Genomic DNA, 17980 nt, shown 5'->3' with positions numbered 1-17980 from the left:
CCTTCTCCTGAGGGGAACCTCCTGTTGGAGAATTGCTGGATTTTACGTTTTCCGGGGAGAATTCGCAACGGCGTGTCGGCCCTCCTCTTTTGGGAGAGGTTGTGCCGGCCGTGCTGCTGGGAGGGAATTCCGGGCTGGTAATTACCTTCCCCAAGGTGCCGGTCGCTCTGGGGTTAAGGGTTTTCATGCGGTTGCACTTATTGACTTGGACGGATTTGGCGCTAAAAAGGGCAATGTTGATGATATCGAGAAGACTGCTTTCAAGATTGCGGGTCGCCGTGACGATCAGCGCTCTGTGACGGGCTTCCATCGTTCTGCTCAGTGCGATGTCAGCCTTGGGCTCGCACTCCCAAGGGTCATATTTATGAAGACTGATGGTGAGATGCGTCGGGCCTTCAGAGCACGCCCGAAACGAGCGGGTTTGATTCGGCCGGGCATCGAGTCTTTGGAGCGTCGGGAACTGCTGGCCTCCTTGGATCCCGCCGTCGTCTTGGACTCGGTCTCAACCCTCGATTCGCGGGGGGTGACGATCGAATATCACGTGGCGAACGGGGATCTCGGCCAGCCCTTTGAACTGGGGGTCTATCGCTCGGCCGACGATCGGTTTGATTCGTCCGACCTGACGGTCAGGACGCTGACGATCGGCGGGCCGGGTGCGCCGGCACTCGATGACAACGGGGTAGCGCCCTTGGCGGAGGGGCATCACCGGCTCACGCTCTCGTTGCCTGACGGCCTTCCACCGACCCCCTCGCATCCGTACGTGCTCGCGGTCGCCGACCCGTCGAGTGCCTTGAGCGGAGGCGCTGAGAGCCAGAACTCGGTGGCGTTCCGGACGTATCTGATCGGCGTGCTGACGCACGGTGGGTTTCAAACGAAGTCGTGGAGAGATCGAGGGGCGCCCTGGGCGCTCCAGATGGCGAAATCGCTCAAGGCCCAGGGGTACGACGTGGTTATCCCCTATAATTGGGTTGCCGAGAGTCGGACGCCGGGGGCAGCGGCGAAGCAAGGACCGCGCGTGGCTCGCCTCGTCGAGCTCGCGGCGAACCAGGCTCCCGAGGGGGAACCCGTCGACGTCCACTTCATCGGTCACAGCGAAGGGACCGTCGTCAACAGCGTGGCGATTCGCTACCTCGAGAAAAACGAGCCGGCTCGACTCGCCGAGGGATACTTGAAGGTCACTCTGCTGGACCCCCACGCGGCCAACAACAATGCGCCCGGCGGTCGGCAGTACAGCGTTTCGAAGGGGCTGCTCGGTGACCTGGCCCGTTGGATCATCGACGGCTATCAACAGAAGGCCAAAGATCCGTTGCCGGTCATCTGGGGCAACGTCGACGCGGCCGACGTCTACTATCAGCGCACACCGATCGCGGGAGCGAAGGGGTCAAATGATGGGATCTATAATCTTTGGGGTCAGGTTCCCGTCCCTGTCGAAGGGGACACGCCGGTCCGCTATTACAACCTGACCGGGGTTGGGATCAGTCACACCGGGTATGTGAACGTGGTGGATTGGTACCAGGTGCACGTCGTGCCGACCCTGGGTGACAATTCCCCCTTCACGAATCCGGGGCTGCTGAACGGCGAGCCGGCGATGGGCTCGGACGTCACGGCGGCGAGTGAACCGGTCTTTCAAGGGGCGGCCGCGCCTGGGACCCGGTTGAGTGTGCGTGCCCGATCTTCCGCGCCATCGCCGCCGATCGTCCTCGGTAGCACGGTCGCCGACCAGGACGGCAATTGGTCCCTGACGAGCCGCCGACTGCCCCCGGGAACGTATCAGGTGCGTGCCAAGGGGGTCGCCATCGCCGATCCGAAATGGCCGCGCGTGCTGGTCATTCCAAATGCGAGGCTCGGGACGATTACTGTCGACGCCTCTTAAATAGAAGAAACCACGTCCCTCTCTCCCCTGCGACCGCAGGGGAGAGAAAAGCCGTGGTTTTCACGTTAGGGAACCGGACTCAGGCTTTGGCCGGAGTCTCGAACTCACGATTCCTGACAATCCCGGGTTGGGGCATGGGGTAGAGGCCGTTGGGGCCCTTCTGGAGCGGGGCGGGGGAGTCGACTGTAAGCTGATCGACATACGGGGCGAACTCATGTTCGCAGTTGAGCATGTCGTCAAACGTGATAACCTGGCCGGTGTGGCAGGCCATCCGGCCCATCGAGGTGACGAGGCTGGCCTCAGCGCCTCGCTTGACCTCGTTGTAGGGCTTGTCGTTCCGGATCGCGTCGATCAGGTGGTCCCACTCGAGCTGATACGGGTTGGCCTCAGGCTGCGGGGCGGACCAGACGAGATCCTTGCGGGTGATCTTCTGTCCTTTGTAGATCCGGCACTTGGCGGGCGAGTGGCCTGAGGTCGAGATCACGGCCGAGCCTTTTGAGCCGTGAGCGTAGCTGGCGAACTCTTGGTCGCAGCCGGTGATGTTCCGCCCTTCGAGGAAGAACTTGGTCCCGTCGGCGAAGGTATACTCGACCGAGTAGGTGTCAAAGTTCTGATCGATGTTGTCTTCGCGATAGGTGCGTGCTCCGCTCCCTTTGGCACTGACCGGCCAGGCATCCTTCATCCAGCAGCATTCCTCGATGTTGTGGATCAGGAAGTCGCTGTAGCAGCCGCCGCTGGCCCAGAGGAAGCCGTGGAACCGCTGGATCTGGTACATCAGCTCGCTGATGCCGTCGGGCTTGGGGCCGGTGAACGCCGTGCCGACCGGGCCGGTCTGTCGGTAGGCTCGGAGGGTCAGGATGTCGCCAATTTCGCCGTTCTTGATCCGGTCGTACAGTTCGCCCCGGGCCGCGCAGTGACGGCACATCAGGCCGACGCCGACCTTGAGGTTCTTTTTGACCGAGTCTTCGCCCAAGGCGAGCATTCGTCGCGTGCTCGGCCCATCGACGGTGATCGGCTTCTCCATGAAGACGTTGAGATTGCGGGCGATCGCCTCGCCGAACTGGACCCAGCGGAAGGCGGGCGGGGTGGCCATGATCGCCACATCGCCCGGTTCGAGGCATTCCATCGCCTTCTTGTAGGCGTCGAATCCGACGAACTTACGGTCATCGGGGACGTCCAACGTGTTGGGCTTGCTCGAGTCGGCGAACTCTTTCTTGAGCTGGTCGTGGGCGCGGTCCAACTTGTCTTGGAAGACGTCGGCCATGGCCACGAGCTTGATCGGCCCCTGCTGGACCGACAGGGCGTTTGCCGCCGCGCCTGTGCCTCGTCCCCCGCAGCCGATCAGGGCAACCTTGATCGTATTGTTCTCACCAGCGTGAACGCTGGGAATGGCCACTCCGGCCAACGCCGAGGTCGCAGCCGCAATCCGGCCCGTGTCCTTGAGGAATTCGCGACGAGTCGTACCACCCTTCGGTTCGGTCATGGAGAGGCTCCTTCGGCGGGGGAATCAGGGGTTCGTGCGATCCCAAAGTTGGAGTCGCGGTCAGGGGGGGCGCCACGGAATCGACAAGTCAAACCCAGACGAGTCGTGGCGTGAGAACCGGCTTCCGGCAAGGGGACCGGCTGAAGCGTCGGCTTCAACCAAGGGTTGGCGCACGCCCGCCCTCGAGAAGGGCGGGAATTTCTTTCAGCCTATCAAACCCCTCACGAACCGCAAGTGGGCTGACGCGTGATCGTTCGGCTTCCCCCCAGGTCCGACGTCGATGATAGGACGGGGATCGGGCGAAACCGCCCCGCTGACCTCGGTCCGGTTCCGGCATTTCAGTCCTAAAAGACTAAAGTTGGCATGCGCTTTGTTTGGCTTGAAAAGCGAGATCGGAAAAGATTGCACAGATTCGGTTTTTTTGTTGACAGCATCGTATGACACTTGGAAAATGCAAGCGCAATAGATAGTGGACTGGTCTTGTGCGAGACCACTCGCACGCAATCACGCCATTTCACGTTGGGGTGCAGTTCGGTTCGGCGAGTAACGTCGAAGCCGATCGATCACGTTCCGATCTGTTGTTTTACGACGATTACCGTCTTACCGAGGGGATCGCGAAGATGCGTACCCATCATTTTCGTGTCGGGCGGCATGAGTCGTGGTCATTTCGATTCGCATTAAGTTGGGTACGTAAATTCTAAGTTCGAGCTGCCGATGTCCGCCTGTTGGCGAAGGAGCCAGTAGCGATGGAGAGTCGCTTCGACCTTTCCTGGGATTCTTTTCCCAATGATGGGGCTTCTGCCCCGGTCGCAGTTCCTACGGCCGTCGATCCTGACGAGTATGATGAACTCTTTCGCGCCTGGTGCGAGGAGCGGCGAGAGAGTATCGAGTTAAAACTTTGTCTCGATGAAGCGGTGCGGCTACTTAAGCATTTGTTTGCCAAAGGGGGGGAAGTCAGCCCGGAGTGCCGCCGGCGGGCGAGGCAGTTACTCTTGGCGATCAAACATACCGAGCAGGGTCAGTAATCGGGTTGACCGACCCCGACCCCGCTCTCTATTAAGGTCGATTCTTGCCCGGCCGGGCTGCTCGTGTAGTGCCCGGCCATTTCCCGTTGCCTTGGCTGGCTCCGCCCCGCTTGCAGGGGGGAGCGGCCGTGGGACGGTCAATCGCGTTTGCACTCCACTCACCATTGATCAGAGAGCGGGTGAGTGGGGTGGCGTGCGAGGGTCAATGGCTCGAGCCAGGGGCGCAAGCCTTTAAGAAACGCGAACAATTCCAATGATGAGGCATTGCAGCCTCTTCGAGGCTGCAATACGTAAGCCTATCGAATGCTCTCCAGGGGTTTCACCGCTGGCAAGGATCGGCGCTCAACGTCCTTGGTAGTTGAGGGTGAAGTCGTGGAGCTTGACCTTCTTGGGGGTCTCGCCGGTGGTGGAAAAGAGGGTAATTAGCAAGTCGCCGAACGCCTCGGTGCGGACGCTGTAGAAGTTATGTTTGCCCTCCCGCCGCGACTCGATCAGGCCGGAGACGCGGAGGAGCGACAGGTGGTGGCTCACGGTGGGCTGGCTCTGGCCGAGCCGATCGCACAGGTCCGTGACGTGAAGCTCCTGATTTCGGGCCAGGTAGAAAAGGATCCGGAGCCGCATCTCATCGCCGAGGAGCCGGGACACTTGCACAAGGTTTCGGATCGCGTCATCGAAGACTCGACTCACCTCTTTCGAGCTGTCGCGGGGCTCCCCCTCCTCTCGCTTGACGGACTTAGCCATGTCTCTGAGTGTCTCCGCTGCGTGGAATGAAATCTCACCAACGGGGTGCGGTGGACAGCAGAAGTCATGCCAAGTGAGCCGATTCTCGGGAGTGGGACCCGGCTTCCGATGGGCCTGCTGGTGAGCGATGAGGATGGGTCAGGGCGCTTGGCTGTGGGCGTTACAGGTGGTTTGGGCCTTGAGCGGCGGGCACGGCAGCAGGAGTCGGAGGGCTTTCTTGTCGATCTTTCCCACGCTGGTTTTGGGGAGCGTCGGCACGTGACGGACGTCCTCGGGCTTGGGAAGTTGCCAGCGGGCGAATTTGCGGCCCAGTAGGGCGATGATGTCCTCGATCTCCACCGTCGCTGCGAATTCGTTGCGCGTGACGAAGAAAAGGACCGGCAACTCGTCGCAGGCTTCGTCGGGCCGCCCGACCACGGCGGCTTCGAGGACCCCCGGATGCACCAGGGCCTCGTTTTCCATATCGACGCTGGAGATCCATTCACCTTTGCGTTTGATCAGGTCTTTCTTGCGGTCGGCGATCTGCATATAGCCCCGTTCATCCATGGTCGCCATGTCCCCGGTTCGGAACCAGCCGTCCTTGGTGAAGGCGGCGTCGGCCCCCGGATTCTCGTAGTAAGCGCTGGCGACCCAGGGGCCTTGCACGACCAACTCCCCCACGTGATGGCCGTCCCAGGGGAGGTCCTGTTCGTTCTCGTCGAGGATTCGGGTCTCGAAGGTGACGACGGGAACTCCTTGTTTGACCTGCACCTTAAGTCGCTCCGTTTCGGTCCAATCGCTCATGGCGGACTTGAGTCGAGAGACCGTGCCGACGGGGGACGTTTCGGTCATGCCCCAACCTTGGACGACGTTGATCCCGAAGTCGTGCGCGAATCCCTCGATCAGAGTCCGTGGTGCGGCGGCACCGCCGACGAACAAGGTGTGCAGTCGCGAGAGGTCGTGCCGGTTCTCCTTGAGATATTGGTAGAGCCGATTCCAGATGAGGGGGATGCCGACGGCGATGGTCACTCGCTCGGCCTCGAGGAGTTCGGCAAGCGGGCGATCGAGCACGAGGGGGCCGGGAAAGACTTGCGTCGCCCCGGCCAGGGCGCTGGAGTAGGGGAGGCCCCAGGCGTTGACGTGGAACATCGGGACGACCGGGAGCAGGGTCTCGCGCTCGCTGACGGCTGAGGTATCGACCATGCACCCGCAGATCGCGTGCAGGTAGGTGGAGCGATGGCTGTAGAGAACCCCCTTCGGTTCGCCGGTGGTTCCCGACGTGTAGCAGAGGCCGGCGGCCGTGTTCTCATCGAACTTGGGGAACTCTTCGCGGTCGCTGGCGGCCTCCATCAGTTGCTCGTAGTCCACCCAGGGGGTGGGCAAGTCGGCCGGCTCCGGCCCGCGCTCGTCCATGAGGATGTAGCGTTCGACCGCCGGCAGTTCGGGCTTCAACCCGGCGAGCAGGCCCGCGAGGGAGCGGTCCGCGAAGATGACGCGATCCTGCGCGTGGTTGAAGATGTATCGAAGTTGCTCGCGGTGGAGCCGGAGGTTGACCGTATGGAGGACCGCTCCGAGGCAAGGGACGGCAAAGTAGAGTTCGAGGTGTCGGCGATGGTTCCAGGCGAAGGTCGCGACCCGGTCTCCCGGCTTGATTCCCAGGTCACGAAGGACGTTCATGAGCCGGACGACCCGTGCGTGCAACTGGCCGTAGTTCGAGCGGTGGATCGACTCATCCTCGTAACGGCTGACGATCTCCTTCTCGGGGAAGTAGCGAGTGGCTCGCTTCAGGATGCTCGGGATGACCAGCGGGCAGTCCATCATCAGGCCGTTCATCGCGCACCTCCGAGGTCATTTCCTGGACTTCGATCAAGGCTGTCAATGCGACGGATGTGTGAGGATAATCGGGCCGTGGCCCGGACGCTATCCGACAGCGGGAAACAGGGGGCCATGTCGCTTGGCGGCTGGCGTGGGGTCGGGTATCGTTCGAGGTTGATCCGTTGGCGTAGATCTCCTTGTAGACCGCGAACCCAAAAAAAGATGGGGAGAGCCCTTCATGAAGCTTCAAGCCTTGGGACTCGGGTTGATACTCACACTCGGCTCATCATTGGTGATGGCTCTCGAAGCCCAGACGCCGCGAACGCTCGACGTCTGGCCGGGGCCCGCGCCCGGAGAAACCGGTTCGATTGGCGAGGAGCAGGCCAAGAAGAAGGCCGATGGGACCACGATCACCAACCTGACCAATGTGACCAAACCGACGATCACGCTCTACCGGCCGGATGCGTCGAAGAACAGCGGCGCCGCGATCCTCGTTTGCCCGGGGGGAGGGTATCGGAACCTCGCCTGGGACCACGAAGGGGAGCAGGTGGCTCGTTGGCTCAACCAGATTGGGATCACGGCGGCCTTGCTCAAGTATCGCGTTCCGCGCAGGGAGGGCACCCCTGAGGATCAGCCTCCTCCACAGGCGCTCATGGACGCCCAGCGCGCCCTGAGCCTACTCCGAAGCAACGCGGCCGATTGGGGAATCGACGCGAAGCGGATCGGCATTCTCGGCTTCTCCGCCGGCGGGCACCTTGGCGCCTGGACTTCCACCAATTTCGACCATCGCGGTTATGAACCGATCGATGCGGTCGATCGTGTTGATTGTCGCCCTGATTTCGCAGCCTTGATCTATTCGGGGGGCGTCATCAAGAAGGGGGCGAGCGAACTCACTCCCGAGATCCGCGTGACCTCGCAGACGCCGCCGATGTTCCTGGTTCATGCCAGCAACGATAACGTGAGCCCGGAGAACAGCGTCCAGCTCTATCTTGCCCTGAAACGCGCCGGTGTCCCGGCCGAGATGCATCTCTATGCCACGGGAGGCCACGGCTTCGGCATGCGTTCGAGCGAACACCCCAGCTCAACCTGGCCGCAACGGTGTGAGGATTGGCTCCGCTCGCAAGGGATTCTCAAGGCGGAAAAGACGCGTTGATGAGGATGTCTTTTCAGGGTTAATAGGTTAAGGCCATTACGGTCCGCTACGTGCTGACGTCTCGCCCGGAAGCAGAGGGCGAGACGACCGTGGTTTCGCCCGGACCAGGTGCATCAGCCGGAGCGCTTCCGCCTTGGACCTTCGGCCGAGATCCCGGGCGAGTTTTGCCTCCTGAACCGCTCTCAAACGCCCTTGTCTCATCTGCTCCAACTCGCGAATTGACCGGGAGAGCGGATAAAGAAGGAGAGCGCAGACCGCAATCGCGATCATCAGCGATCGTAACCTGAGTCGAAATCGACGCGGTGGTACGGCCTCCAACATCGTTGGATCTCCTGATTGGTTCGTCCCGCTCTCCTATCATACCGACGGGGCTGGATGGAACTCGACCGGAGATTTCACCGCTCCTCGAGAGGAATCGTCTTCATGGCCCTCGTGCGGAACGAAACGTCGGAGGGTGGTTGCGCTCGACTCAGGCGAGGATCTCGCGGATCGGTTTGCCCAGGTCGATCTCGAGCCGCTTTTGGCCGGGGACTTCGAGCCGCCTCGGGTCGAGGCCGAGCTGGTGCATGACGGTGGCGTGGATGTCGGTGACGTAGTGGCGATTCTCAACGGCGTGGAAGCCGAGTTCATCGGTGGCACCATGGACGACACCCCCTTTGATCCCGCCGCCGGCGAGCCAGACCGAGAATCCGAAGGGGTGATGGTCGCGGCCGTCGGCCCCTTGGGCTCCGGGGGTGCGGCCGAACTCGCTCGCCCAGACGACCAGGGTCTCGTCGAGCAGTCCTCGCCTCTTCAAGTCTTTGAGTAAACCGGCGATCGGGGCGTCGACCTGGCCGCAGAGCTGGGTATGGCCCGCGCGGAGGTTGCTGTGCGCGTCCCAGGCCCCCGCGCCGCCGTTCGAGCCGTGGAAGATCTGGACGAAGCGGACGCCGCGCTCGACCATCCGTCGCGCGGCCAGGCACTGTTGGCCGAACGGCCGGGTGGCGTCCTGATCGAGGCCGTAGAGGGCCTGGGTCTCGGGACGCTCGTTGTCGAAGCGGACGACCTCGGGAACTGCCAACTGCATCCGCGCGGCCAGTTCGTACGACCGGATCCGTGCCCGCAAGGCGGGGTCGTCCGGATAGCGTACGGCGGACATCCGGTTGAGCCGGCCGAGCAGAGCGAACTCTTCCGCCTGCTCCTCGCGGAACATATCCGGCCCGGGCGAGGCGAAGGGGAGGGGATTGTCAGGGTTGGCTTCCAGGCGGACCCCGTCGTGCTCAGGGCCGAGATAGCTGCTGCCGTGTCCCGCCATGCCGCCGCAACAGTCGGCCAGGGGGTTGCCGAGGACCACGAAGCTGGGTAAGTCGTCGTTCAACGAGCCGAGCCCGTAGTGGATCCACGAACCAATGGTCGGGAAGGGGCCTTCGAGGGCATGCCGGCCGGTGTGGAATTGGAGCTGAGCGCCGTGGTCGTTGTCGGTCGTCCACATTGAGCGGACCACGGCGATGTCGTCGATGCAACCGCCGACGTTCGACCACCAGTCGCTGACCTCAATGCCGCTCTGGCCCCGCTTGCGGAACCCGTTCTGCAGCGGGTAGATCTTGGGCTGGATCGCATGGTTGCCGGCAACGAACTCGCGGAGGTTCTTCGTGTTGTGCGGCGAGTCGAGCACGCTCTTCAGGGGCGTCTCGGCGATCGTCTTCCCGGCGTAACGGGTCAGGCTGGGCTTCGGGTCGAACCCTTCCACATGGCTGACTCCTCCCACCATGAAGAGCCAGATCACGTTCTTGGCCTTGGGGGCGAAATGCGGCAGACCGTTGGGCGGGGCCCAACCGCCGCCGATCTCCTCGGCGCGAGTGACGCCGTCGCGATTGAGCATGGCGCTGAGGACCAGGCCGGTGAAACCGAACCCGAGGTCGGCGAGGAAGGTGCGCCGGGGGGTTCGACCACAGCTCGGATCGCCTGAGTGCTTGGACACCGTCATCGGCAAGTTCCCTCGGGGATCCAGGATCGACTTGGTCGATCGTACCGCTGACTGGGCCTCGGGACAAGCATTCCGGTCAGTTCTCGACCTTGTCCGTTGTGGCCTCCTCGGCCAGGAAACGCTCCAACGGGGGGCGTCTGAGGTGGTGCCCCGCAGCTTGCTGGTAGGCGTTGGCCACGGCGAGTAGGGTCGTTTCGCCGTAGAGGCGGCCGGTGAAGGTGATTGAGCCGGGGACGTCACGCTCTTGGCGGCTCTTGAAGGTGTCGGGCAGGACGGCGGTCGGGTGGCCGGTCAGGTTCGTGATCTCGAGGTCCTCGCCATTGCCGACGTAGAGGTCGACCGTCTCCATGAGCCGAGCCATCGAACGCATCAGGAGGGAGCGGACCCGGGCCGCGCGGAGGTACTCGACCGCGGGGGTGAACTGCCCCTGGAGGAACGCAGCCGGCCAGGTGTTCAGGCCCTCCGTCACGTGTTTGCGGGTCAGTTCATCGAACATGGCGGCTGCCTCGGTGCGCAGCATCAATGAGACGGCCGAGGCGGGATAGTCGTCGGGCAAAGCGATCGGAACCAGGGTGACGCCCAGTTCACGGAGGATCTTCAGGTCGTCGCGCTTGTCGAGGGGCCGGTCGGCCTTCTCGAAGTAGCCGACTCTCAGGCTACGGAGGGCAACCTGGGGGGGCCAGGCGAACGGGTGATCGACCGCGGACGGGTCGAGGCCGTCGAAACCGTGGATGGCGTCCAGCACCAAGGCGCAGTCTTCCATCGAGCGGGCGATCGGGCCGAGCTTATCCATCGACCAGGAGAGGGACATACAGCCATGTCGGCTGACCCGTCCGTAGGTGGGACGCAGGCCCGAGGCGCCACAGGTCTTGCAAGGGGAAACGATGCTACCGAGCGTCTCGCTCCCGATCGCGAAGCCGACCAGGCCGGCCGCAACCGAAGCGGCGGACCCGGCCGACGAGCCGCTCGAACCACGGCGCGGGTCCCAAGGATTCCGGGTCATCCCACCGAACCAGCGGTCCCCCTGGGCGAGTGCTCCAAGCGTCAGCTTGGCGACGAGCACCGCCCCTGCCTCCTCCAATCGTGCGGCCACGGTGGCCTTCTCGTCGATCACGCGATCCTTGAACGGGGTTGCCCCCCAACTCGTCGGATAGCCCGGGTAGGCGATCAGGTCCTTGGCTCCCCAGGGGATACCGTGCAGTGGGCCGCGGTAGATCCCAGCGGCAAGCTCGGCGTCGGCCTTGGCCGATTGCTTCAAGGCCAGCTCCTCCGTGAGCGTGACCACGCACTTCAGGAGGGGATCGAACCGCTTGAGTCGGTCGAGGTAGAGTTTCGTCAGCTCGGTCGAGCTCACTCGCCGGGCGCGGACCAGGCTCGCCAGCTCCGAAACCGGCAGGAATGCCAGCACCTCGTCCGAATCGGGGCGTTTGGGGGTCTGCCATTCGGTCGGGCTGGCCTGGTTCCGCCGGACTCCTTCGGAAGGGCGAAGTCCCGGGGCCGGAACGAACGAGAGGGCCGGCGGGATGTCGTAGCCAACCTCGACTTCGCGGAGCGTCTTGAACGATCCGAGACTACGCTGGACTGATCGGGCTGTGGTCTCGCGTTCCTCGTCACTCAGTTCCAGGCCGGCGATCCACTCGGCCTGCTTGATCATCTCCGGTGAGACATTTCCCTCCTGGTCGGCCTGAGCCGCCAGGGCGCGGTGGAACGTGGCCGTGCCAATCCCTAGCGCCGCTAGAGTCTTCAAGGTCGCTCGCCGGGTTGAGCCTGCCGATGGGTCGTTGGCCCGACTCTCATCCGCTTCGGAGGAACGGCCCGAGTCCGTCGCGCTCTCGTTTCGTCCTGAGCGGGAGAAGTGGGGTACGCGGCTCATGGCTTGGTGCTCTTCTTTATAGAAAAAAGAGGAGGATCCTGTCCTGATCGTCATCAGGCACCCAAAAGAAGAAGAGACCGACCACAACCGTGTTTGAATTTTGCCACGTTCCCGGCTGATTGTGGCCTCTCACGAACTTTGCCAGGACTCTCTTCCATCCCCCAAGCCGATTGCCGTGCGTTTCTGCCCCGAGGGCGAGTCGAGCTCGACGTCCTGTTCGGGCTTCGGAGTGGCCCATTTTGTCAGGTTCTATTGAAGTGCGACAGGGGGAGTTACGGTGATTTCTCGACCTTGGATATGCCGATTTGGATCGCGTATCGTGTCAAACTTGCAATTTCGTAAATTTTGAGCCGATCCATGAGCTTGGCGCGATGGGCCGCGACGGTTTTTAGAGAGATATTCATGCTGCTCGCTATTTCCTTCGTGGATTGGCCCTCGGCGATCCGTTTGAGAATCTCGCGTTGCCTGGCTGTTAAGGCCACGGACACGGCCGCTTCATTGGTGGCACACTGGAGACATCGTGTTACCACATGCTTTGAGATCGGCGGACTGAGATAGCTTTCACCCTGGGCCACGGTTCGGACGGCTAACTCCAGTTCGTTCGCACTGGAATTCTTGAGGAGATACCCGGCCGCCCCGGCGCGGAGGGCCTGGATTACATGATCTTCGCTTGAGTACATGCTGAGAATAAGGACTTTGGTTTCGGGGTACTCTTTAGCGACATGCTCGGTAAGCTCCAGGCCGTCGTGATGGGGCATCACCAGATCGCTGATGAGAACCTCGGGCCGGTGGGCTTCGACGGCGATCAAGGCTTCGTCGCCGTCGGAAGCCTCGGCGACGACCTCGATCGCGTCCATTGCGGTCAGCAGGCAGCGAATCCCTGCGCGAACCAAGGCATGAGCATCGGCGAGAATCACTCGGATCTTATTTTTATTCATTGCAAAAATCCCTCGGTCAAGTGACGTTCTCGGCATCGAGTGAGACACAGAGGGGGGAGGGGGCGATTACCGCATATTGTGAGGCGAACTTTGGTTTAGACTCCCGGGATAAAGATGCCTATTGCTTATTAAAGAGAACCTACGCCTTGAGAAAAGCAGGGCCTGATCATGGTTTGTGATCGTTGCGAGGCGGCCCAAAATTAGGTTTAGGGCGACCGAAAATCATGTTTGTATAGGACACGAAGAGATTGTTCGCATGATGGACTAAGGAAAAGTCTAGGACACTTTGAGTATTTTGCCCATAGACGGTTTTTGGGCTGTGACCCATGCTCTCATACATGGGGGGCAAATGTTACTCTTATTTAGAGTGCAGATTCGGCTGATCCACCCCCATTTGGTGACGGCGAAGCTGCGAGCCGGCTGCACTCAAGAAACTGTGGTGTTGAACAATCTGTGTTTAACTAAAGGAACACGTTTCATTTTAGCAGGTGAGATCCGGAGGATCGCATTTGCGGAATCGATCGTGGCGTTGGGGCCAGCTCGAGCCGGAAATGAGACCTCCTGAGTGGCTCTGTGACCGTGACTGATACGTTGGTGAGCGTGCGAAGGTTGGCTCTTAACCTTGGTGCGGGGTGGGTCGTTCCAGGGCACGCGTTGAGTTTTGAGAATGGGAGGAGGGGGGGGCCGATCGGTAAGGTCGTTTGCAGTCCTCTTTTTTTCTCTGGTGAATGCCACGAGGGGGAGGCAGCGATGATGCCTCGATCTCCCATCTCGATTCCATCGCTTGGATCGCCACCAAGAGCGTGGTTGCGCACCTCGTCTTTTGCGCCTCAGAGGGTCGATGCCGACCATTGGTTTTCGTGGGGTTTGCCCTGGGGGAGCGACGACCAACCTTTTGGGGAGGTTTTGTGCTGCTCCCTTGCCTGCGCTGCCTTTCCAGTAGACTGGAGGGTTCGGATTTGAGACTCAATATGTCTGGTAGAAAAAGACGTGCAGTTGCTGCTGTAGAGTTGGCTGGCTGCCTCCCCTTTTTTGTCGGCTTGTTGCTGGGCACCTGGCAGTTGGGAAGCCTCTTCGAGGCTCAGCAACTTTTAACACAGGCGGCCCGGCAAGGAGGTCGGATGGCGTCGACCGGCTTGGCGACCGACTCCGCGGTACGGAGCATGATGCTATCCATCCTCTCCAATGCCGGGATGCCGACCCAGTCCGTCGTCGTCACCATCCAGAATCTTGACACGCCCGGGGCGATCGATCTGAGCTACGCCAAGCGTGGGGATCGCATCCAGGTATCAGTGTCCGTTCCGTCCGGCGACGTCCAATGGTTGAACTCCCCTAAACCGCTTGGGGCTGCGCCGACTTGGGCCGCGAGTTCTGTCTGGTGCTACGTGAAAGAGTCGAGCTGACGGCCGACGGTCGCGGTGGGTTGAAGCGGGTTGTTCAGCGACTCCCCTGAGTCGGTGCGGTGGCGAAGGACGGGGAGAGGAGATTCGCTCATGGTGCACCCACGTCGGCGAACGAAGCGTCGAGGGGCGGCGACGCTGGAGATGGCCCTCGCGCTCCTGCCTTGCATGTACTTCGTCTCCGCGATCCTGGAATACGGCCGGTACGAGATGGCCCGCCAACTTGTCATCAACGCGGCGCGAGCGGGAGCGCGAATGGCTGTGAATTCGAAACGGACGGCGGCGACGTCCGATATCCAAGCCTTTGTGATCCAACAACTTGCAGGTCAAGGGGGGGCCGGCCTTTCCGTGTCGATCTATAAGGCCGACGCGTCCGGCAACAACAACGGCGTGTGGACCACGGCCTTGGTCGGCGACCCGATCGCCGTTCAGATTCAGTCAACCTATTCTGTGATGATTCCCTCTTTTGGGATCTTGCCTCAGACAATGCCATTGAATGCCAAAGCGATTGTGATCGCTGAAGCGAACTAATCGGTTCGTCGTGGCGCCCCTGGAATGTTCCGGATTCGGGTATCTCGGGGCGCGTCGCCTCGATGCCAGCCGCCCAGAACTCCCAAGGGAGCCGGGGATGCCAGCGAAGTCTGTGGGAGAGGCGTCAAGCATGCGTATTCATCATCGGTCGTCGCCAACCCGGCACGGGGCCATACTGGTGCTCGTCGCTGTCTTGTTGGTCGTCTTGATCGGATTCGTTGGGCTGGCGGTCGACACCGGCAATATCACCCTGGCCAAGACCCAACTTCAGAACGTGGCCGACTCCGCAGCTGTGGCGGCCGCGTCTCAACTTCTCGATCGTGATGAGCTTAAAGGGTCGCCCGATCAGTCCACCGAGATCGTGGCCGCACGGAGCCTCGCCCAGTCGTTGGCTACTTCGAACCAGGCGGGCGGCGCCAGCATCGCACTCGACGCGAATAATCCGAATAGCACGAGCGGCGACATCGTTGTGGGCTATCTCGCGAACCCGATGGGGGATCGCAGTGCGCTTGTTCTCAATACGGGAACGCCCCCCGTCGCTTTCAGCCCCCCGTTGCTTTTCCTGCCGGCGGTCACGAGCATCCCTGTGCCGTTTGTGACCCCGCCCACGGTCAACTCCACGTACAAGTCGGCGAATTCCGTTCAGATCACCGCACATCGTGATGGACAGCGCAATGGGGCACTTCCCCTCTTTTTTGGAGGGGTCAACGGATTTAAAAATATCGGTCTCACGGCGACTGCCACGGCAACCTACGAAGACAACATCATTGGATTCAGGATCGATCCCAATGGTCCGGCAACGAGCAAGCTCTTGCCCTTTGCGATGGACGTCAATACCTACGGGGCGATGGCCGCCGGCCTGAGCTCACTCGACCTTTACCGATACGATCCGACGATCGCCCCAACCGGCAACGACTATTCCGCCCGAGTCAAGTTTGCCGACCTCTCCCTCGGTACCCTTTTAAGCAACACGGGGAGCGCACTTTCGATCCTGCTCGATCCCACCCGATACACGTTCAACCCGACGAATCTCTCGAACCCCCTGAGCGTTCCTCTCGACCCTGCGTTGGCCGCATTGCTGCCCGGCGACCGAATCAAGGAGACGCTGCTCATCCCCTTATTGGTCCCCGACATCATTCTCGACCCGATTCTTGCCCTGCTCGGGATCAAGCTCGAGATCTTGAACAAGCTGCCAATTCTGGGGAACCCGGTGCGGATCGGCAATTTCGGCACGATCTACATCGGTAACGGCAACGGAAGCAACGCCGACTTTGTTCGTCAGCTCCAGTATGGCCCGAACGCGACCGACTTAGCCTCAATGGGGGGGAGTTTTAAACTCGGCAACGACGGAACCCTGACCATCAACGGCGATGCGGGACTTACCGCGACCGTGAAAACACTGCTTGGCTCGATCAAAGGGCAACCGCGAATTATTCCTCTCTACCAGAAGACGACGACGCCGGGGGGGCTGAGTGCGTTACTTTCGGCGATTGTCGGGCAAACGCCGGTCACCTATACGATTGTTGGGTTCGGTGGCATCGTGATTCTTGACCTGCTCGACATTCCGGACCGGCTCAACCTGTTCGGCCTTGGGACGGGGGGGTTGATCGGCTTGAAGCTGTTGGCCCAGCCGGAATTCGTCATTGACCCGACCGCAATCGGCGGTGGCGCCGCGCTTTCCAACGGGGGTAAAACGACCTCCCGGTTCATCTATCGACCTCTCGCGATCTCGCGCTGAGCGGAGGGACCCCCGATTTGGAATAGCCTCTTGATGCCTTTCCGGCATGCCAAGGGACACTCGTGTTCTCTGCGCCGGTTTCCCAAAATAGGAGGTGGTGACGATCGCCGGTTCAGTGGGCGTAGTGGGTCGCCACCTTCCGGACGGCCGTGGCCAGGCTCAGGACGTAGGCCTCGCCCATCCCCTCGTGAATTGTCACCCGGACGCCCGTCTTGAGGATTGCTTCCGCTTCGGGGCAGGCGACCTGGGCGTAGTCCATCGTCGTCAGGCCCTGTTCTTTGAGGGGCCAACGCCCGGCGAAGAAGCCATGTTTCTGGAAGACCGGGTTGCCGTAGAGAGGCACGGGAATATATCCAGCCGAGGCGGGAACGCCTTCTGCGACGAGGGCCTTGACAAACTCGGCCCGCTCGCACTTGAAGGACTCGGGTCGGACGCGGAACATCAAAAACCAGTACGTGGAGCGGTCGTCGGGATGAACCTGATGGGGCTCGATTCCGGGCGTGCTGGCGATTTTGTCGTTGAGGAGATTGCCGAGTCGCGAGCGTTTCTCCGCGATCCCTTCCACGCGTGTGAGTTGGGCGGCGGCGAAGCCCGCCTGCGGTTCGCTCATCCGGTAGTTCGTGGCGAAGACCTCGAACAATCCCCCTTTGGCGAGTCGGTCCATCCCCTTGTCCCCGAATCGCTGGAGGAGCGGGCCGAACCGTGGGTCGTTCGAGGCCACCACGCCTCCTTCGCCGCTGGTGACGTGTTTGGCGGCCTGCAACGAGAAGCAGCCGATATGTCCAACCGTGCCGATCGGCTTGTCGCGGAACTTAGCTCCCCAGGCCTGGGCGCAGTCTTCGATGAGGACCAGGTTGTGTTGATCGGCCAATGTTTTCAGGGCGTGCATGTCGCACGGGTTGCCTGCGAGGTGAACGGCGATAATTGCCTTGGTTTTGGGCGTGATCCGTCGCGCCACGTCTTCGGGATCGAGGTTATACGTGTTCCGTCCGAGGTCGGCGAAGACGGGGACCGCCTGCTGATAGATCACCCCGATCACAGTGCCAATGTCGGAGATCGGACTGGTGATGACCTCGTCCCCCGGTTCGATCCCGGCCGCCGCAACGGCGATGTGCAGGGCCGCGGTGCCGGACGAGCAGGTCATCACGTGCTCAAGCGGGCAGGTCTGTCGAAATCGATCAATCAGCAAGGTCGTCTGTGGCCCCTTCCAGTAGAAGAGGTTCGTCTGATCGATGAGGGCGTTCATCCGCTCCCGTTCGGGCTGACCCCAGCGGACGAGTTGCGGCAGGCCCCCTTGCACGGCCTTCGGCCCCCCTTGAAGGGCAAGTTTTGCGGCGGGGGTCGCCTCGCCCGCCGCCCCCTGACCGTAGAGCTTGGCGGCTCCCATGACACCCGAGGTCGCGGCAAGGAACTGGCGTCGGGAGAAAGGATTCTTGTCTGTCATGGAAGAAATCCTGCTCAGGCC

The 17980-nt window shown here is 61.7% G+C and carries 13 protein-coding genes and 1 pseudogene; 7 read left to right on the top strand and 7 right to left on the bottom strand.

All coding sequences use genetic code 11. The features are described 5' to 3' along the window. Nucleotides 1-364: 364 nt before the first annotated feature. On the top strand, nt 365-1873 hold the full coding sequence (locus tag SINAC_RS33995; RefSeq protein WP_015250066.1) for a lipase family protein: 1509 nt from the start codon (nt 365-367) through the stop codon (nt 1871-1873). A 79-nt stretch (nt 1874-1952) separates the two neighbouring features. Here the strand turns inward: SINAC_RS33995 and SINAC_RS33990 are convergent, their stop codons facing one another. Next, nucleotides 1953-3356, bottom strand: coding sequence for a Gfo/Idh/MocA family protein (locus tag SINAC_RS33990; RefSeq protein ID WP_015250065.1), 1404 nt, complete (start codon nt 3354-3356; stop codon nt 1953-1955). A 746-nt stretch (nt 3357-4102) separates the two neighbouring features. Between SINAC_RS33990 and SINAC_RS33980 the strand changes: the two genes are divergently transcribed. Further along, entirely contained in the window at nt 4103-4381 is a 279-nt protein-coding gene (locus SINAC_RS33980) for a hypothetical protein (RefSeq protein ID WP_015250064.1), read from the top strand. 342 nt (nt 4382-4723) lie between these two features. Here SINAC_RS33980 and SINAC_RS33975 read toward each other — a convergent pair whose 3' ends face one another. Beyond that, nucleotides 4724-5122 carry an ArsR/SmtB family transcription factor gene (locus SINAC_RS33975; protein WP_015250063.1) on the bottom strand — a complete coding sequence of 133 codons (399 nt, stop codon included), beginning with the start codon at nt 5120-5122 and terminating at the stop codon, nt 4724-4726. A gap of 138 nt (nt 5123-5260) precedes the next feature. Next, nucleotides 5261-6934 (bottom strand): long-chain fatty acid--CoA ligase, encoded by a 1674-nt coding sequence (locus tag SINAC_RS33970; protein ID WP_015250062.1) that lies wholly within the window; start codon nt 6932-6934, stop codon nt 5261-5263. A 220-nt stretch (nt 6935-7154) separates the two neighbouring features. On the opposite strand from SINAC_RS33970, the gene SINAC_RS33965 reads away from it, so the two are divergent. Beyond that, the gene (locus SINAC_RS33965) at nt 7155-8069 is read left to right on the top strand and encodes an alpha/beta hydrolase (protein WP_015250061.1); all 915 of its coding nucleotides are present in this window, start codon (nt 7155-7157) and stop codon (nt 8067-8069) included. 469 nt (nt 8070-8538) lie between these two features. Here SINAC_RS33965 and SINAC_RS33955 read toward each other — a convergent pair whose 3' ends face one another. The 3 genes from SINAC_RS33955 to SINAC_RS33945 all read right to left on the bottom strand — a co-directional run bounded on the left by SINAC_RS33955 (nt 8539) and on the right by SINAC_RS33945 (nt 12846). Continuing rightward, the gene (locus tag SINAC_RS33955) at nt 8539-10035 is read right to left on the bottom strand and encodes a DUF1501 domain-containing protein (protein ID WP_015250059.1); all 1497 of its coding nucleotides are present in this window, start codon (nt 10033-10035) and stop codon (nt 8539-8541) included. 76 nt (nt 10036-10111) lie between these two features. Next, entirely contained in the window at nt 10112-11908 is a 1797-nt protein-coding gene (locus tag SINAC_RS33950) for an amidase (RefSeq protein ID WP_015250058.1), read from the bottom strand. 272 nt (nt 11909-12180) lie between these two features. After that, nucleotides 12181-12846, bottom strand: coding sequence for a response regulator (locus SINAC_RS33945; RefSeq protein ID WP_015250057.1), 666 nt, complete (start codon nt 12844-12846; stop codon nt 12181-12183). 728 nt (nt 12847-13574) lie between these two features. On the opposite strand from SINAC_RS33945, the pseudogene SINAC_RS42105 reads away from it, so the two are divergent. The 4 genes and pseudogenes from SINAC_RS42105 to SINAC_RS33930 form a co-directional block, all read left to right on the top strand. After that, nucleotides 13575-13955: pseudogene (locus SINAC_RS42105) on the top strand (TadE family protein); the annotation flags it as partial. 12 nt (nt 13956-13967) lie between these two features. Continuing rightward, nucleotides 13968-14249 carry a hypothetical protein gene (locus SINAC_RS39305; protein ID WP_015250056.1) on the top strand — a complete coding sequence of 94 codons (282 nt, stop codon included), beginning with the start codon at nt 13968-13970 and terminating at the stop codon, nt 14247-14249. Between the two features lie 90 nt (nt 14250-14339). After that, nucleotides 14340-14777, top strand: coding sequence for a TadE/TadG family type IV pilus assembly protein (locus tag SINAC_RS33935; protein ID WP_015250055.1), 438 nt, complete (start codon nt 14340-14342; stop codon nt 14775-14777). Nucleotides 14778-14907: 130 nt separating this feature from the next. Continuing rightward, complete coding sequence (locus SINAC_RS33930) at nt 14908-16515, top strand: pilus assembly protein TadG-related protein (protein WP_015250054.1); 1608 nt, start codon at nt 14908-14910, stop codon at nt 16513-16515. A gap of 112 nt (nt 16516-16627) precedes the next feature. Here SINAC_RS33930 and SINAC_RS33925 read toward each other — a convergent pair whose 3' ends face one another. Further along, the gene (locus SINAC_RS33925) at nt 16628-17959 is read right to left on the bottom strand and encodes a DegT/DnrJ/EryC1/StrS family aminotransferase (RefSeq protein WP_015250053.1); all 1332 of its coding nucleotides are present in this window, start codon (nt 17957-17959) and stop codon (nt 16628-16630) included. Between the last annotated feature and the right edge of the window lie 21 nt (nt 17960-17980).

It is taken from the genome of Singulisphaera acidiphila DSM 18658 (genome assembly GCF_000242455.2).
GTDB classification, from domain to species: Bacteria; Planctomycetota; Planctomycetia; order Isosphaerales; family Isosphaeraceae; genus Singulisphaera; species Singulisphaera acidiphila.
Note: the sequence above shows the minus strand (reverse complement) of the source record. Positions and strands in the feature narration are given on the sequence as shown.

What these genes read in the sequence shown, in the direction of transcription:
- SINAC_RS33925 (WP_015250053.1), bottom strand. Translation starts at nt 17,959, where the DNA reads ATGACAGACAAGAATCCTTTCTCCCGACGCCAGTTCCTTGCCGCGACC.
- SINAC_RS33955 (WP_015250059.1), bottom strand. Translation starts at nt 10,035, where the DNA reads ATGACGGTGTCCAAGCACTCAGGCGATCCGAGCTGTGGTCGAACCCCC.
- SINAC_RS33990 (WP_015250065.1), bottom strand. Translation starts at nt 3,356, where the DNA reads ATGACCGAACCGAAGGGTGGTACGACTCGTCGCGAATTCCTCAAGGAC.
- SINAC_RS33930 (WP_015250054.1), top strand. Translation starts at nt 14,908, where the DNA reads ATGCGTATTCATCATCGGTCGTCGCCAACCCGGCACGGGGCCATACTG.
- SINAC_RS33935 (WP_015250055.1), top strand. Translation starts at nt 14,340, where the DNA reads ATGGTGCACCCACGTCGGCGAACGAAGCGTCGAGGGGCGGCGACGCTG.
- SINAC_RS33995 (WP_015250066.1), top strand. Translation starts at nt 365, where the DNA reads ATGAAGACTGATGGTGAGATGCGTCGGGCCTTCAGAGCACGCCCGAAA.
- SINAC_RS33970 (WP_015250062.1), bottom strand. Translation starts at nt 6,934, where the DNA reads ATGAACGGCCTGATGATGGACTGCCCGCTGGTCATCCCGAGCATCCTG.
- SINAC_RS39305 (WP_015250056.1), top strand. Translation starts at nt 13,968, where the DNA reads ATGGCGTCGACCGGCTTGGCGACCGACTCCGCGGTACGGAGCATGATG.
- SINAC_RS33945 (WP_015250057.1), bottom strand. Translation starts at nt 12,846, where the DNA reads ATGAATAAAAATAAGATCCGAGTGATTCTCGCCGATGCTCATGCCTTG.
- SINAC_RS33950 (WP_015250058.1), bottom strand. Translation starts at nt 11,908, where the DNA reads ATGAGCCGCGTACCCCACTTCTCCCGCTCAGGACGAAACGAGAGCGCG.
- SINAC_RS33975 (WP_015250063.1), bottom strand. Translation starts at nt 5,122, where the DNA reads ATGGCTAAGTCCGTCAAGCGAGAGGAGGGGGAGCCCCGCGACAGCTCG.
- SINAC_RS33965 (WP_015250061.1), top strand. Translation starts at nt 7,155, where the DNA reads ATGAAGCTTCAAGCCTTGGGACTCGGGTTGATACTCACACTCGGCTCA.
- SINAC_RS33980 (WP_015250064.1), top strand. Translation starts at nt 4,103, where the DNA reads ATGGAGAGTCGCTTCGACCTTTCCTGGGATTCTTTTCCCAATGATGGG.